Source organism: Arthrobacter burdickii, from assembly GCF_030433645.1.
Lineage (GTDB): Bacteria > Actinomycetota > Actinomycetes > Actinomycetales > Micrococcaceae > Arthrobacter_D > Arthrobacter_D burdickii.
This window is the reverse complement of the sequence record NZ_JAROCG010000001.1, coordinates 2,125,568-2,139,788: the sequence shown is the minus strand read 5'-3', so window position 1 is coordinate 2,139,788 and position 14,221 is coordinate 2,125,568. Positions and strand designations below refer to the sequence as shown.

Here is a 14,221-nt window from a genome sequence, read left to right as displayed (position 1 = left end):
CCTAGCGTTCGTGGGCGAGGCTCAGGGCGGCATCGACCGTCGACCGGACGAGGGCATGCTCCTCGGGTGACGCCTTCCGCCCGCGGACGTGTTCCAGGAAGCCGCAGCAGATGTCGGCATCGTCCCGGGCCTCGGCGATGCGCTGGCTGTACGTCCGGGTGTCCTCCCGGTTCCCGCCCTCCGGTGCGAAGACGAGCACGAGGGTGTCGGGGAACCGGGTCCTCAGGCGCTCCATGGCGCGTGCCGGGCGCTCGCTGTCGGTGAGGGTGATGTGGCAGTAGGCCGCCGTAGCCCAGTCGAGGTCATCGCGGCTCAGCAGGTCCTCGAGCGTCCCCGCGAGGACGGCGAGTTCGCGCGGTGCCGGCCACTCCACGGCGCGGATCTCCCGCACCCCGTCCGCGGTCACCTCGAGGAGCCAGGCACCCTTGTTCTGGTTCACCTCGGAGAACGAGTACGCGAGGGGCGACCCGGAGTAGCGCACTGTCTCCGAGAGCTTCTGCCTGCCGTGCAGGTGGCCGAGGGCGCTGTAGTCGAACCCCTCGAAGAGGGAGAGCGGGACGGACCCCAGCCCGCCGATCGCGAGGTCACGCTCACTGTCCGAGCCGGTCCCGCCGGCGGCGAAGGTGTGCGCCAGGACGATCGACACGACCCGCCGATCCGCCCGCCGGTCGTCGAGGTCCTCGCGGATCCGGTCGAGGGCGGCGCGCGTCACGGCCGTGTGCGTGCTGCTGTCCGCCTTCAGGACCTCCGCGACGACGCGTGGCTCGAGGTAGGGCACGCCGTAGATCGCGAGCTCGGCATCCTCGCCGAGGGACAAAGTCACCGGGGTGCCGATGTCCTCGATGCGCGTCCTGAGGTGGACTCCGCCGCGGGAGAGGATGCGTCCGCCGAAACCGAGCCGGGTCGCCGAGTCGTGGTTCCCGCTGCTGATGACCACGTGGGCACCCGCGACCGTCAGCCGGTCCAGCGCCTCGTCGAAGAGTGCGACGACGTCGACGGCGGGCAGCGCGCGGTCGTAGACGTCCCCGGCGACCAGCACGACGTCGACGGCTTCCTCACGCACGGTCTTCTCGAGGTTGTCGAGAAAGATCCGCTGGGCATCGAGGGTGCCCGTCCCGTGGAAGGAACGTCCCAGATGCCAGTCGGAGGTGTGGAGGATCCTCATGATTTTCACGCTACCGCCGCACGCCGACATTCTCTGGATCAGCGCGCGGCGGGCCCCGAAATGGGCTAGCGCACCGGTCCGGACGTTCCGGGAGCATCGGACGATGCTTCGCGCCCCTGCGATGCCGGCTTGTCGAAGAACGCCGCGGCATCGCCCGAAGGCTGCTCGGCCGCGGTCGCCGGCCCGTCCTGCGGCGCGTCCTGGGGCACCGCGGTCTGATGCGCGGTCTCCCGCGCGGTGCCCTGCCCGGTCTGCTGCCCGGTCTCCTGGGCGGTCTGCTGCCCGTTGTCCTGCGCGGTGTCCTGCGCGGTTGCGCCGGCGGAGGCGGGAGTCTCCGCCTCGAGGACCTGCGCCGAGGCGCGCACGGGGCGCCGGGTATCGACGCTGCGGAAGATCAGTCCCGCGATCAGCGCTCCGACGATCGGCGCGGCCCAGAACAGCCACAGCTGCTCGAGGGCCCAGGTCTCCGCGAAGATCGCCGAGGCCGCGGCCCGGACGGGATTGATGCCGCCGTTGGTGACGGGCAGGAGGAAGGAGAGCAGGCCGGCGTAGGTCAGGCCGACGGCGAACGGTGCGAGGTCGCGCCTCGCACGGGGCGAGCCCGCCCCGAGGAACACCGCGACGAGCAGTGCCGACGCGACGACCTCGAGCAGGAAGGCACTGGTCAGGGGGAACTGCGCGGCGGAGTGCTCACCGAAACCGTTGGAGGCCGAACTGAAGAACCCCTGGATGTTGGTGAGCTGGGCATTGGCGCTGAGTACCAGCCAGATCAGTCCCGAGGCGGCGACGGCTCCGAGTACCTGCGCCACCACGTACGGGGCCACCAATTTCCAGTCGGTGCGTCCGGCGACGGCGGAGCCGACGGTGATGGCCGGGTTGAAATGGCCTCCGGAGACGTAGCCGAAGGCGATCATCGCGGCGATGACGGCGAAGCCGAAGACGAGCGTGGGCTGCAGTGCCGTCTCCGTGGCCAGCATCGTTGCGCCGAGCCCGGCGAGGATGACGAGGAACGAGCCGGCCCCCTCGGCGATCGAGCGTGCCGCGAGCCCGGGGGCACGCACCGCGTCGTCGTACGTGGTCGTGGAAGCGGTGTCTGCCGTCGCTCCGGCCGTCGTGGTGGGGGTCATAAATACGCAATCCTTCGGTCGTGCCTGGGAGACTGTCCGGCTGGTGCACCGGGCCGCCGACAAGCCTTCCATCCTAGCCTGCATGCCGGCTGGGAGGAGCAGTGTGCACGGAGAGCAATGCCGGCAGGAGCAGTGCCGGCGGGCAGGCAACCCCTCCCTAGACTGGAGAGGTGACGACTGACAGCAGCACAGACTCCACCGACGACTCCCCCACCGACCCCAGCACCGGCTCCGGCACCGGGGACACTCCGGCGGACGTGTACGAGGACCGGGTCCTCGGCTGCCTCCTCGGCACGATGGCGGGTGACGCGTACGGCGTGCTCCATGCCGCGGGAGACGATCCGGCCGCGGCCCTGGACGACCCCGGAGCGATGGCCGTGTCCGCCGCGACCCAGCTCACCCTGTACACCGTCGACGGCCTCGTCGAGGCACTCGAGTGGGCGAACGACGGGGTCGCCGCCGACGAGACGGCGTGCCTGTGGCTCGCTTACCTCCGCTGGCTCGTGCGGCAGGGCGAGCACCTTCCGCCCGCCGCACCCGCGCCGCCGGCGAGGTGGCTGGATCGGCAGGACGACCTCCTGGCCGTGCACGACGCCGACGCCGACACCGTGCGCGCCCTTCTCACCGGCGCGATGGGAACGCAGGCCCGGCCGCTGAATCCCGAGGCCCAGGGACCCGGGGCGCTGATGCGATCGGCCCCGTTCGGTCTGGTCCCCCGCATCCCGGCGGGCATGGTCGAGCGCCTGACCGTCGATGCCGCTGCTCTGACGCACGGTTCCCCCGCCGCAAAGGGCACGGCAGCACTGTTCAGCGGCATCATCCGCTCCCTCGCCATCGAGGGCCGCGACCTCGACGAGGCCGTTCGCGCCGTGCGCGGGGAGGAGAACCACCTGGCCAGGGAGGCGGGGCACGATGCCGCTGCCGGCGTCGCGGCCGGAGGCGCGGTGCCTCCGCAGGCTGCCGGCGGAACGCTTGCCGGTGGAACGACGGCTGGGGGAACGCCAGCCGGTGGAACGACGGCTGGGGGAACGCCAGCCGGTGGAACGGCGGCCGGGGGGACGACGGCGGCGGGAACCTTCGAGGCGGCCCTGCAGGCCGTCCGCGAGACCGCGGGATCGTCCCCCGGGGAGCACCTGGCGGGAGCGCTGGCCCATGCCGCCGCCGCCGGCCGGCCCGATGCGTCTCCCGTCATCGCCGCCTCGCTCGCGGGAGGCATCGTCGGTGCGCTCCATGGCACCACGGCCCTTCCGCCCGCCTACCTGACCGCACCCGGGGTGGCCGAGGTCGTGCGCACCATGGCGCGCACTCTGCTCGCCGCGACCACGGGCTCCTGACGCCGGGGCACCGGAACAACCCGAACACCGCCACACCGCCCCAGCGGGAACAGCCGGAACGGCGGCACAGCTGGAACAGCCGGCGCTCCGCCCAGCCGGGACACAGGCACACCGGCCAGCCGCAACGGCGGGAACCGAGGGATCGGCCGGGCTTCGGGGACGGCCTACGCTGGAGCCCATGTGGAATCCCGCCGACCTCCCCCTGCTGTCCGGCCGGCGCATCCTCGTGACGGGCGGCACTGCCGGGCTCGGCTACTTCGCCTGCGAACAGCTCGCCGGCGCGGGTGCGGCCGTTCTTCTGGCAGCGCGCAGCGAGGACAGGGCACGGCGCGCCATTCGGGCCATCCGCAGCCGGTATCCCGATGCCGACGTCACCTTCCAGCCCCTCGACCTGGCCGACCTGGCGTCGGTCCGTGCCGCCGCAACGAGGATTGCAGCGGGCCCACCCCTGTCCGGACTGCTCGCCAACGCCGGAGTGGTCGGATCGCCGGAGCGGCGTTCGACCGCGGACGGCTTCGAACTGCAGTTCGGCACCAACCATCTGGGCCACTACGCCCTGATCGCAATCCTCCTGCCGGCGCTGAGCACCGCCGGGACGAGGATCGTCCATCTCGGCAGCATCAGCCACCGCTGGGCGCGCCTGACGCCGTCGTCCCTCCAGCCGTCGTCGTACCGCAACGCGAGCGCATACGCGACGTCGAAGCTCGCGGTGATGGCGTTCGGTTTCGAACTCGCGCGGCGCCTTGAGCTGACCGGCAGCGCGGCGACGAGCGTGGTCGCCCATCCCGGCCTCGCCCTCGGCATGTTCACGCCGGATCGGCCGGGCGTCCCCACGCACAGGGAGGCGCCCCGCTGGAGGCAGCGCGTGATGGAGCCGGTTGCACAGGGCAAGGACGACGGCGCCTGGCCGCTCGTGCGGGCGACGGTCGACCCCGACATCCCGAACGGCGCCTACTGCGGGCCCGACGGCTGGTTCCAGCTCAGGGGCCGCCCCGCGCTCGTGCCCGCGAAGCCGCATGCGCGCGAGAGCAACGCGGCGTCGCGGCTCATCGACCTGTCGGCCGATCTCACCGGTCTACGGCTCCGTTTCCCGTAGAGCCGCTACTGGCTGTCGGCAGGCCACCGGCCGCCGGTCATCTGCAGGAACTCGGCCTCGGAGAGCACCTCGATCGCCTGGCCCCGCTCGTGGAGCTCCAGGACGCGGCGCGCCTTACCGGTCACGCGCCCGTTGCGCAGGTCCGACGCGACGAAGCCGTCGCCCACCACCAGCACGGTGGTCCGGCGGGTGACGGCACTCGCCGGCTGCGCTCCGAGGCTCGCGGCGCGTTCCTTCGCCTGCGGACGGGAGATGCCGAGGTTCCCGGTGAAGACGACGGTCTGCCCGTAGAGCGGATGCCGCGGATCCGCCTGCGCATTGGCGTGCGGATTCTCGCCCTCCTCCGGCCAGCCGGACCAGCCCGACGGCGACGAGCCCCGCCCGAGCGCCGTGCGCGTCGCCTTCGACAGTTCGTCCACGCCCGGGGCGTACGGCTCCGCCCGCGACAGCGGGAGGTTGTGGCAACCGAGCACGTCCTCCACGGTCGGCGCGTCGTACCGGCGGGCGATATCGATCATGATGCCCGCGCAAGCCCGCGCGTCCTCGACGGCGTCGTGATGGTTCAGCAGCGGCACTCCGGCGGCCTCCGCGACGAACGGGAGCGAGTAGGAGGGCAGCGAGTAGCTCTTCCGCGCGAGCACGACGGTGCAGGCGTAGTCCCACGCCGGGCCCGCGAGCGCGGACACCTCGAGCGCGGACCGGATCACCCCGAGGTCGAAGGCCGCATTGTGCGCGACCAGGACGTCCGATCCGATGAAACCGCCGATCTCGGGAAACAGCTCCCCGAAGCGGGGAGCGTCCTCGACCATGCTGGAGGTGATGCCGTGGATGGCGATGTTGCGGGAGTCGAAGTGGTCGTGCCCGACGGGTGGGCGCATCAACCAGGACGCCTCTTCCACGATCCGGCCGTCCCTGACCTTGGTCAGCCCGACGGCGCACGGGGAGCCGCGAAAGCCATTCGCAGTCTCGAAGTCGATGGCCGTGAACGCTATTCCCACGTCTCCCAGTTTACCGCCGCTCGTTGCATGCGTTCACGCAACGTTAACCGGGGACCCCGCGCGGCGCGGAGGCAGGGAGTCCTACGCTGAACCATGGCCCGTGATGACAGCTCCCGCCGGTGGTTCCTCTTCGACTACGGCAACGTGATCTCCACCGCCCCCACGCCCTCCGACTGGGAGGCGCTCACGGAGGCGACCGGGGTGCCGGACCTGGCCGCACCGACGTCGGGCTACTGGCAGCACCGCCATGCCTTCGACGCCGGCGCCTTCACGTCCGGCGAGTACTGGTCCCTCGTCTGCGCACGACCCACAGGACCGGTGAGGTCGGCGTGGCTGGACGTCCTCGACGGCAACCAGTGGTCGCACCTGAACCTCGAGACCCTGGATGTCCTCGAGGACCTCGACGCCCGGGGCGAGCGCCTGGCGCTGCTCTCGAACATGCCGGCGCCCATGGTGTCCCAGTTCGCCTCCGCGCCGTGGGCTCACCTGTTTCGCCACCGCTTCTTCAGCTCGTCCCTGCGGCTCGTCAAGCCGTCGACCGCCGTCTTCGACCACGTGCTGACCGAACTCGCGGTGGAACCGGGCCTCGTCACCTTCATCGACGACTCGCCGGCGAACATCGCGGCCGCGCGCGCGCTCGGGATCGACGCCCGGCTGTTCGGCCCGACGTCCGACCTCTCCCGCCTGCTCGCCCCCGCGGCGCCCGGGACGGGGCTGCAGGACGCGGCGCAGGCACCCGGACCAGCGGTCAGTCGGGGCCCGGAGTAAGGAAGGCGAGCGCTGCCTCGGCACCCTGCACGTCGGCGGTCCAGTCCGGCCGCACGAAGTCCTCAGGGGCGAGCAGGACGTTCTGCAGAATCTCCACCTCGCCGCGGCGGGCTTCCACCAGGGAGGTACCGTTCGGGACGTAGCCGAGGCGGCGTGACACGCCCAGCGACGCCCGGTTCCAGTCCGCGGCCTCCGAGGCCGCCGACGTCGCGCCGAGGTGGTCGAACGCGAACTGCAGCACCGCCGCGCGCATCTCCGTGCCGAAGCCCTGCCCCTGGAGCGACCGCGTGAGCCAAGAGCCCGAGCGGACGCGGCGCAGCACCGGGAACGAGCGGGCCGCGAGGTCCTGGACGCCGATGACTCGCTCCTCGTGGAGCACGGCGAAGTTGAGTGTCCAGTCGGCGGCGGTGACTCCGGCCCGGAGACGCCACTGGTGCTTCGCCGTCTCGGTGATCAGGACGTCCCGCGGGGCGTCGGTCCACGGGATGCTGAAGGGCATCTCCGCAGGGTCGTGGACACCCGCGAGCACCGCGTCGACCAGGCCCGGCAGGTGCTCGTCCCGCACCGGCGTCAGGACGAGGCGGGGTGTGGTGATGACCAAACCGAACAGCGGCCAGACCTGCACCAGTGGATCGGGCGTTCCGGTCACTGCACCCTTTTCTTCGCCCGGTGCTTGCGGATCTTGGAGAAGACGAAGTAGGCGGCGAACAGGACGACGGCGACGATCACGATCTTCTGGAACGTGTTCGCGTACTGCTCGACGACGTGCCAGTTCTCACCGAGGTAGAAGCCCGCCAGCACGAAGATGGTGTTCCAGATCAGGCTGCCCGCCGTGGTGAGCAGCAGGAACTTGCCCACCGGCATGCGCTCGATCCCGGCCGGGATCGAGATGAGGCTCCGGAAGAGCGGGATCATCCTCCCGAAGAACACGGCCCGGTAGCCGTGCCGGTTGAACCACGCCTCGACCTTGTCCACGTCCTCGATGTCGATGAGGGGCACCTTGGAGACGAGCCGCCGCATGCGGTCGCGCCCGAGCCATGCGCCGAGGACGTACAGCGCGTACGCGCCGACGACCGAGCCCAGGGTGGTCCACAGGATGGCCTCGAACAGCGAGAAGTTGCCGCGGCTCGCCGTGAAGCCGGCCAGGGGCAGGATGACCTCGCTCGGGAGCGGCGGGAAGAGGTTCTCGAGGGCGATGGCGAGGCCCGCACCGGGAGCGCCGATGGTCTCCATCAGGTTCACCGCCCAGTCCGTGACGCTGCCGAGGGCGGAGCCGTCCGACGTCGTGGTCGCCGCTGCGACCTGGACTGCCTGGACTGTCTGGATGATGCTCACGGTGGTACCCGTCCCTCTCATGGTGTCCTGCTGGACGTGCTGTGGTCTTCGGTGGTTCGTGCCTGCGGGCCCGGCGGCTACGTCCGGATCCGCAGCGGTGCGGTCACGCGGTGCGGTCGATCTGTGCGGTCAGGAGAGCGCGTCGATGAGGTGCGGCAGCAGTGCGCGGAACGCGATGCCGCGGTGGCTGATGGCGTTCTTCTCGTCGGGCGCGAGTTCGGCGCAGCTCCGGTCGAGCCCTTCGGGCACGAGGATGGGATCGTACCCGAAGCCTCCAGTTCCGCGGGGCGCCGTCAGCAGCGAGCCCCGGAGCTCGCCCCGCTCGGTACGACGTCCGGCCGGGTTCCCCGGGACCGCGAGGGCAGCGGCACAGACGAACGCGGCTCCCCGCCGGCCGGCCGGGATATCGGAGAGCTGCGCCAGGAGGAGTTCGAGGTTGGCGGCGTCGTCGCCGTGCCTCCCGGCCCACCGGGCCGAGAAGATCCCCGGCGCTCCGCCGAGGATGTCGACGGCGAGACCGGAGTCGTCCGCGACAGCGATGAGGCCCGTGGCCTGCGCGGTCTGCTCCGCCTTGAGCAGGGCGTTCTCCTCGAAGGTAACGCCGCTCTCGACGACATCCGGCGCGCCTGCTGCGGCGGCATCGATGACCTGCGTGTCGACGTCGAGCCCGGGCACCTGGCCGCGCAGCAGCTCGCGCAGTTCCCGCAGCTTGCCGGCGTTGTGGGTGGCGAGGACCAGCCGGGGAGCCTCAGGCACCGGAAGAGTCCCGGAGGGTGTCGATCTGGATCTGCGCGAGCTGTGCGGTTCCGAGCAGGGCGAGGTCCAGGAGCGCGTCGAGCTCGGCCCGGTCGAAGGGCGCACCCTCCGCTGTTCCCTGCACCTCGACGAACTTCCCCGACCCGGTGACGACGACGTTCATGTCCGTCTCGGCGCGGACGTCCTCGACGTACGGGAGGTCCAGCATGGGGATGCCGTCGATGATCCCCACGCTGATGGCGGCCACCGTGTCCGTCAGCGGGGAGGCCGAGGCCGGGATGAGCTTCTTGTCCTTGGCGTAGCGGATGGCGTCGGCGAGCGCGACGTAGGCTCCCGTGATCGCTGCCGTGCGCGTGCCGCCGTCGGCCTGCAGGACGTCGCAGTCGAGCACGATCGTGTTCTCCCCCAGCGCCTTCGTGTCGATGATCGACCGCAGCGACCGGCCGATCAGCCGCGAGATCTCGTGCGTCCTGCCGCCGATTTTGCCCTTGACGGATTCGCGGTCCGAGCGGGTGTTGGTGGCGCGGGGAAGCATGGCGTATTCGGCGGTGACCCAGCCCTTGCCCTCACCCTTGAGCCAGCGGGGTACTCCGCTGGTCAGGGAGGCCGTGCAGAGCACGCGCGTGTTGCCGAACTCGATGAGGGCGGAGCCTTCCGCCTGCTTCGACCAGCCGCGGGTGATGCTGATGTTGCGCAGCTGGTCGGGCGTCCTGCCATCCGCCCGCAGCACGGGCGCGGCGTTGCTGGCAGGGGACGGCAGGGGTGTGTTCGGGGGAGTCATGATTTCCAGTCTAGACGGGAGCACATGGGAGGTCGCTGGCAATCGCAGCGTGCGGACCGGCTCGGCCCCGGCACTCACACCGTGTACGAGACTCCCGCGACCGCGACGGCGAGATGGCCGTCATAGCTCTGGCGTGCCTCGCTCACGGCGAGGCTCGCGTCGTTCCAGACCGGGAGGTGGGTCAGCAGGAGTCGCTTGGCGGACGCCCTCGTCGCGACGTCCCCGGCCCGTTTCCCCGTGAGGTGGACCCCGGAGATGCCGTCGTCGCGGCCCTCATGGAAGGCGGCCTCGCAGAGGAAGACGTCCGCGTCGCGGGCCGCATCCACCAGTCCGTCGCATGCATCGGTATCGCCCGAGTAGGTGAGGACATGCGTGCGGACCGCACCCTGCGCATCCGCCTCGGTCACCTCCACCCGCAGCGCGTACGCCTCCTCGATGGGGTGGAGGACCTGATACGGGGTGATCGTGAACGGGCCGACGGTCACCGGAGCACGGTTCCGCCAGGACTGGAAGTCGAAGTCCTCGTGCATGCCCGGGTCGGGTTCGAGCCCGTAGGCGCTCGCCATCCTGTCGGCGGTCGCGGCGGGTCCCCAGACGGGGATGCGGGGCAGCCCCCAGCCCGACGGATCCCAGTGCACCGCGACATGGAGTCCGCACAGGTCCATGCAGTGGTCGGGGTGGAGGTGGGACAGGAAGATGGCGTCGATCTCGCGCAGGTCCATGTACCGCTGCAGGGCACCGAGCGAGCCGTTGCCGAGGTCGAGCAGGATGCGCCAGGTGCGGCCCTCGTGCTGCGCACTGAGGAGGTAGCAGGAGGCCGGCGACTGCGGCCCGGGAAAGGACCCGCTGCATCCCACGATGGTCAGTTTCATGCGCGGGGGAAGCCTGCGGCGGCGATCATCTCGGGTGTGATCCGTGCGAGGCTGCCGGTCGGGTACTGCGCGGCGACGTGGTCCACGTGCTGCACGCTGAGGACCTCCGGACCGAGGAAGCGGCGCGCCAGCACCTCGAAGCTCCCGGCGTCGCCCGTCGCGATGAAGCGGTGCACGCCGGGGTCCACGCTGTCCCGCTCGAGTCCGTGGGAGACGAGCGCGCGGTAGACGTCCTTCGCCGTCTCCTCCGCGCTGGACACGAGGGTGACGGCGTCGCCCATGACGTAGGAGATGACGCCGGTCAGCAGCGGATAGTGGGTGCAGCCGAGGACGACCGTGTCGACGCCGGCTTCCTTCAGGGGTTCGAGGTACTCCTCGGCCGTCCGCAGCAGGGCGGGCCCGCCGGTGATCCCGGCCTCCACGAACTCGACGAAGGCCGGGCACGCCACGGACGTCACGTCGAGGTGGGGAGCGGCTGCGAACGTGTCGTCGTAGGCACGCGATCCGACGGTCGCCGTCGTACCGATGACGCCGATCCTGCCCGACCGCGTGGACGCGACGGCGCGGCGGACGGCGGGCTGGATGACCTCGATCACGGGGATGCCGTAGCGGGCCGTGTAGCGTTCCCGCGCGTCGCGGAGCACGGCGGCGGAGGCCGAGTTGCAGGCGATGACGAGGAGCTTCACGCCCGAGTCCACCAGCTCGTCCATGACGCCGAGCGCGTGGGCGCGCACCTGCGCGATCGGGAGGGGACCGTACGGACCGTTCGCGGTGTCACCGACGTACATGATCGATTCGTGGGGCAGCTGGTCGATCACGGCGCGCGCGACCGTGAGTCCCCCGACGCCGGAATCGAAAATGCCGATGGGCGCTTCGCTGCGGTCCCTGTTTGCTGGCTCTGGGCTCATGATCCTCTGAGAATATGACGTGTCGCCGGGTAAAACTATCCGCCGTTCCGTGGGTTATGTCACAGGCGCGCGAAGTACGCTGCGCCCGGCTCCCCCGACAGGTGTCAGCGTTCCAGCCGGGCGGCCTTCAGCATGGCCTGCACGAGGGATTCCTGGAGCCAGGTGATGAAGTTGTAGACGAGGGCGAGGTACGACTCGACGTCGTCGACGTCCTTCGAGTCCGCGATGTCGTGGAGCCGCTCGGCGTCCTCCTCCGTCTCGATCCTGAGCCGGTCGGCGAGGACCAGCCGGACATCGTTCAGCGCCTGCGCGAGGAGCCGGGCCTGCTCGTCGTTGAGCGTCATCGGGCTGGACTCGATCAGCAGCGCGCTGCCGCGCAGCGCGCCGATCTTCTGCTCCCGCAGGGAGCGCTCCGTCAGGCGGCGGAAGGCCAGGGCTTCGTCGTCGTCGCCGCGGACGGCGTCGGGCAGGAGGCGCCGGACGGCGGAGTCGTCGGGTGCTGTGGCGTCGGCGTCGGCACCGGACATGCCGACGAGGGCGGCCAGCGGGTCCTCGCTCGGGCCCGTCTCGGGTTCGAGCATCGAGATGACGTCGTCGAGCAGGGCGCCCAGGAGGCGCGCCTCACCCGGCTCCAGCGCCCCGGTAATGCCGCGGCGCGTCGATTTGAAGTGTTTCGCCATGAGGCCTAGTTGCTCCCGGCTTTCTCGAAGGTGGCCCACAGCCCGTAGGAGTGGAGCGCCACGGTGTCCTGTTCGACCTTCTCGCGGCTGCCGGACACGACGGCGGAGCGGCCCTGCTCGTGGACCTCGAGCATCAGCGTGCGGGCCTTGGCCTCGCTGTAGCCGAAGTAGGTCTGGAAGACGAAGCTCACGTAGCTCATGAGGTTCACGGGGTCGTTCCACACGACGACCACCCAGGGCTGGTCGAGGTCCGTCTTCTCGCTCGTCCGCACCTCCTCTTGGATGTCGGTGCCGGTCGCAAAGCCTACTGTCATAGGGTCCATTCTAAGTGGACGGCCCCGGCCCGGAGGTCGGGTACTCACACAGCGGACGCCCGGCTATCGTTTTGAGGGTGACCAACGCCCTGACCACGAATCCGCCATCCGCCGCCGGACCGTCCCTGGTGAACGCACCGAACAGCGCGCTCTTCACGGACCAGTACGAACTCACGATGCTGCAGGCCTCACTGCATTCGGGTGCCGCGCACCGCCGGGCAGTGTTCGAGGCCTTCGCCCGTCGCCTCCCCGCGGGACGGCGCTACGGGGTCGTCGCCGGCACCGGGCGCCTGCTGGAGTCGCTGGCCACCTTCCGGTTCGACGACGTGCAGCTCGGCTTCCTCAGCGACCACCGGATCGTCGACGATGCCACGCTCGCCTGGCTGGCCGACTTCCGCTTCTCCGGCTCCATCTCGGGCTATGCGGAGGGCGAGGCGTACTTCCCGAACTCCCCGATCCTCATCGTGGAATCGTCGTTCGCCGAGGCGTGCATCCTCGAGACCCTCATCCTGTCGATCCTCAACCATGACAGCGCCATCGCCTCCGCCGCCTCCCGCATGACGGGCGCGGCCGCCGACCGCCCCTGCATCGAGATGGGCTCGCGGCGCACGCACGAGGAGTCCGCCGTCGCCGCAGCACGCGCCGCCATCATCGGAGGGTTCGCCAGCACGTCCAACCTGGAGGCGGGCCGACGCTACGGACTCCCGACCGTCGGCACCGCGGCACACTCCTTCACGCTCCTGCACGACTCCGAGCGTGCGGCCTTCGAGGCCCAGGTCGCCTCCCTCGGCTGCGGGACGTCGCTGCTCGTGGACACGTACGACGTCGAACAGGGCGTGCGGACCGCCGTCGAGGTGGCCGGCCCCGAGCTCGGCGCCGTCCGGCTCGATTCCGGCGACCTCGTCGCCCAGGCGCGCTGGGTGCGCGAGCTCCTCGACGACCTCGGTAACCACAACACCAAGATCGTGGTGACGTCCGACCTCGACGAGTTCGCCATCGGGCTCCTCGCCGCGGCTCCCGTAGACTCCTACGGCGTCGGGACCTCCCTCGTCACGGGCTCGGGCGCGCCGACCGCGGGCATGGTCTACAAGCTGGTGAGCCGCCAGGACGACGACGGCACCTTCGTCTCCGTCGCCAAGGCCGCCATGAACAAGGCGTCCGTCGGGGGACTCAAGCACGCGCTGCGCCGCCTCGACGAGCACGGCACGGCGGAGGCAGAGGTCGTCGGCATCGGGATCAGCCCGGCCGACGACGGCAACGACCGGCCGCTGATGCAGGAGTTCGTCCGGGACGGCGTCGTCCTGCCCGGGTGGACCGGGCCCGAAGCCGTCGTCCGCGCCGCCGAGCGCCACCGCCAGTCGATTGCGGAGCTGCCCGGAGCCGTCCGGCGCCTGCAGCGCGGCGAACCAGTCATCCCCACCGAGTACGAGGAGGCACCATGACCCGCGCACTGATCATCGTGGATGTGCAGAACGACTTCTGCGAGGGCGGCTCGCTCGCCGTCCAGGGCGGAGCCCAGGTAGCGGCCGACATCAGCGACCACATCGACGAGCAGGCCGGCTCCTACGACTACATCGTCGCCACCCAGGACTGGCACATCGACCCGGGCAGCCACTTCTCCGAGACGCCCGACTTCATCGACTCCTGGCCCGTCCACTGCGTCGCCGACACGAAGGGCTCGGACTTCCACCGGGACCTCGACACCGAGAGCATCGACGCCGTGTTCCGCAAGGGACAGTTCGAGGCCGCCTACTCCGGTTTCGAGGGCGTGAAAGCGCCCGACGACGAAGTGCCGACGGGCGAGCAGAAGCTCGGCGGCGGAGCGGCGGACGTCGACGAGGATCCCCTTACCCTCGATGACTGGCTGCGCGACCACGAGGTCGACGACGTCGTCATCGCCGGCCTCGCCACCGACTACTGCGTCCGTGCCACCGCCCTGGACGCGCTGCAGGCCGGCTACTCGGTCACCGTGATGGCGGACCTGACCCGGGGTGTGCACGAGGACAGGTCCGAGGACGCACTGGACGAACTGGAGTCCGCGGGCGTCGAGCTCGTGCGCTAGCTCTCCGGACGACGAAGGCCGGGCT

Annotated in this window: 16 protein-coding genes; 5 read left to right on the top strand and 11 right to left on the bottom strand. The window is 70.6% G+C overall.

Annotated features, from left to right (window positions below; translation table 11 throughout):
- Position 1: 1 nt before the first annotated feature.
- The gene (locus P5G52_RS09945) at positions 2-1,165 is read right to left on the bottom strand and encodes an exonuclease SbcCD subunit D (RefSeq protein WP_301226967.1); all 1,164 of its coding nucleotides are present in this window, start codon (positions 1,163-1,165) and stop codon (positions 2-4) included.
- Between the two features lie 65 nt (positions 1,166-1,230).
- Positions 1,231-2,292, bottom strand: coding sequence for an aquaporin (locus P5G52_RS09940; protein WP_301226965.1), 1,062 nt, complete (start codon positions 2,290-2,292; stop codon positions 1,231-1,233).
- A gap of 170 nt (positions 2,293-2,462) precedes the next feature.
- On the opposite strand from P5G52_RS09940, the gene P5G52_RS09935 reads away from it, so the two are divergent.
- Complete coding sequence (locus P5G52_RS09935) at positions 2,463-3,626, top strand: ADP-ribosylglycohydrolase family protein (protein ID WP_301226963.1); 1,164 nt, start codon at positions 2,463-2,465, stop codon at positions 3,624-3,626.
- 178 nt (positions 3,627-3,804) lie between these two features.
- Positions 3,805-4,722: an SDR family NAD(P)-dependent oxidoreductase gene (locus P5G52_RS09930; RefSeq protein ID WP_301226961.1), complete on the top strand. Its 918-nt coding sequence runs from the start codon at positions 3,805-3,807 to the stop codon at positions 4,720-4,722.
- Between the two features lie 5 nt (positions 4,723-4,727).
- Here P5G52_RS09930 and P5G52_RS09925 read toward each other — a convergent pair whose 3' ends face one another.
- The gene (locus P5G52_RS09925; protein ID WP_301226959.1) at positions 4,728-5,720 is read right to left on the bottom strand and encodes an exonuclease domain-containing protein; all 993 of its coding nucleotides are present in this window, start codon (positions 5,718-5,720) and stop codon (positions 4,728-4,730) included.
- Between the two features lie 93 nt (positions 5,721-5,813).
- Between P5G52_RS09925 and P5G52_RS09920 the strand changes: the two genes are divergently transcribed.
- Positions 5,814-6,488: an HAD family hydrolase gene (locus P5G52_RS09920; protein WP_301226957.1), complete on the top strand. Its 675-nt coding sequence runs from the start codon at positions 5,814-5,816 to the stop codon at positions 6,486-6,488.
- On the opposite strand, the gene P5G52_RS09915 is transcribed toward P5G52_RS09920, so the two are convergent.
- The 8 genes from P5G52_RS09915 to clpS form a co-directional block, all read right to left on the bottom strand.
- On the bottom strand, positions 6,469-7,137 hold the full coding sequence (locus P5G52_RS09915; protein ID WP_301226955.1) for a GNAT family N-acetyltransferase: 669 nt from the start codon (positions 7,135-7,137) through the stop codon (positions 6,469-6,471). The genes P5G52_RS09920 and P5G52_RS09915 overlap by 20 nt on opposite strands.
- Positions 7,134-7,814, bottom strand: coding sequence for a DedA family protein (locus P5G52_RS09910; RefSeq protein WP_301228755.1), 681 nt, complete (start codon positions 7,812-7,814; stop codon positions 7,134-7,136). Before P5G52_RS09910 ends, P5G52_RS09915 begins: the two co-directional genes overlap by 4 nt.
- Before the next feature lie 138 nt (positions 7,815-7,952).
- Positions 7,953-8,579, bottom strand: a complete 627-nt coding sequence (gene rdgB / locus P5G52_RS09905) for an RdgB/HAM1 family non-canonical purine NTP pyrophosphatase (RefSeq protein WP_301226953.1) — start codon at positions 8,577-8,579, stop codon at positions 7,953-7,955.
- Positions 8,572-9,360, bottom strand: a complete 789-nt coding sequence (gene rph, locus P5G52_RS09900) for a ribonuclease PH (protein WP_301226951.1) — start codon at positions 9,358-9,360, stop codon at positions 8,572-8,574. The genes rdgB and rph overlap by 8 nt, the downstream gene beginning before the upstream one ends.
- Before the next feature lie 74 nt (positions 9,361-9,434).
- A complete protein-coding gene (locus P5G52_RS09895) occupies positions 9,435-10,232 on the bottom strand; it encodes an MBL fold metallo-hydrolase (protein ID WP_301226949.1) in 798 nt (265 codons plus the stop codon).
- The gene (gene murI / locus P5G52_RS09890) at positions 10,229-11,140 is read right to left on the bottom strand and encodes a glutamate racemase (RefSeq protein WP_301226947.1); all 912 of its coding nucleotides are present in this window, start codon (positions 11,138-11,140) and stop codon (positions 10,229-10,231) included. Before murI ends, P5G52_RS09895 begins: the two co-directional genes overlap by 4 nt.
- A gap of 104 nt (positions 11,141-11,244) precedes the next feature.
- Positions 11,245-11,820, bottom strand: coding sequence for a DUF2017 domain-containing protein (locus P5G52_RS09885; protein WP_301226945.1), 576 nt, complete (start codon positions 11,818-11,820; stop codon positions 11,245-11,247).
- 5 nt (positions 11,821-11,825) lie between these two features.
- Positions 11,826-12,134, bottom strand: a complete 309-nt coding sequence (clpS, locus tag P5G52_RS09880; RefSeq protein ID WP_301226943.1) for an ATP-dependent Clp protease adapter ClpS — start codon at positions 12,132-12,134, stop codon at positions 11,826-11,828.
- A gap of 125 nt (positions 12,135-12,259) precedes the next feature.
- Here clpS and P5G52_RS09875 point away from each other — a divergent pair, with 125 nt between their 5' ends.
- A complete protein-coding gene (locus P5G52_RS09875) occupies positions 12,260-13,576 on the top strand; it encodes a nicotinate phosphoribosyltransferase (RefSeq protein WP_435868698.1) in 1,317 nt (438 codons plus the stop codon).
- Positions 13,573-14,196, top strand: a complete 624-nt coding sequence (locus P5G52_RS09870) for an isochorismatase family protein (RefSeq protein WP_301226941.1) — start codon at positions 13,573-13,575, stop codon at positions 14,194-14,196. The genes P5G52_RS09875 and P5G52_RS09870 overlap by 4 nt, the downstream gene beginning before the upstream one ends.
- The last annotated feature ends 25 nt before the right edge of the window (positions 14,197-14,221 follow it).

Excerpts from the sequence above, each read along its gene's own strand:
- P5G52_RS09945 (WP_301226967.1), bottom strand. The coding sequence starts at position 1,165 with ATGAGGATCCTCCACACCTCCGACTGGCATCTGGGACGTTCCTTCCAC.
- P5G52_RS09940 (WP_301226965.1), bottom strand. The coding sequence starts at position 2,292 with ATGACCCCCACCACGACGGCCGGAGCGACGGCAGACACCGCTTCCACG.
- P5G52_RS09930 (WP_301226961.1), top strand. The coding sequence starts at position 3,805 with ATGTGGAATCCCGCCGACCTCCCCCTGCTGTCCGGCCGGCGCATCCTC.
- P5G52_RS09920 (WP_301226957.1), top strand. The coding sequence starts at position 5,814 with ATGGCCCGTGATGACAGCTCCCGCCGGTGGTTCCTCTTCGACTACGGC.
- rph (WP_301226951.1), bottom strand. The coding sequence starts at position 9,360 with ATGACTCCCCCGAACACACCCCTGCCGTCCCCTGCCAGCAACGCCGCG.
- P5G52_RS09895 (WP_301226949.1), bottom strand. The coding sequence starts at position 10,232 with ATGAAACTGACCATCGTGGGATGCAGCGGGTCCTTTCCCGGGCCGCAG.
- murI (WP_301226947.1), bottom strand. The coding sequence starts at position 11,140 with ATGAGCCCAGAGCCAGCAAACAGGGACCGCAGCGAAGCGCCCATCGGC.
- P5G52_RS09885 (WP_301226945.1), bottom strand. The coding sequence starts at position 11,820 with ATGGCGAAACACTTCAAATCGACGCGCCGCGGCATTACCGGGGCGCTG.
- clpS (WP_301226943.1), bottom strand. The coding sequence starts at position 12,134 with ATGACAGTAGGCTTTGCGACCGGCACCGACATCCAAGAGGAGGTGCGG.
- P5G52_RS09870 (WP_301226941.1), top strand. The coding sequence starts at position 13,573 with ATGACCCGCGCACTGATCATCGTGGATGTGCAGAACGACTTCTGCGAG.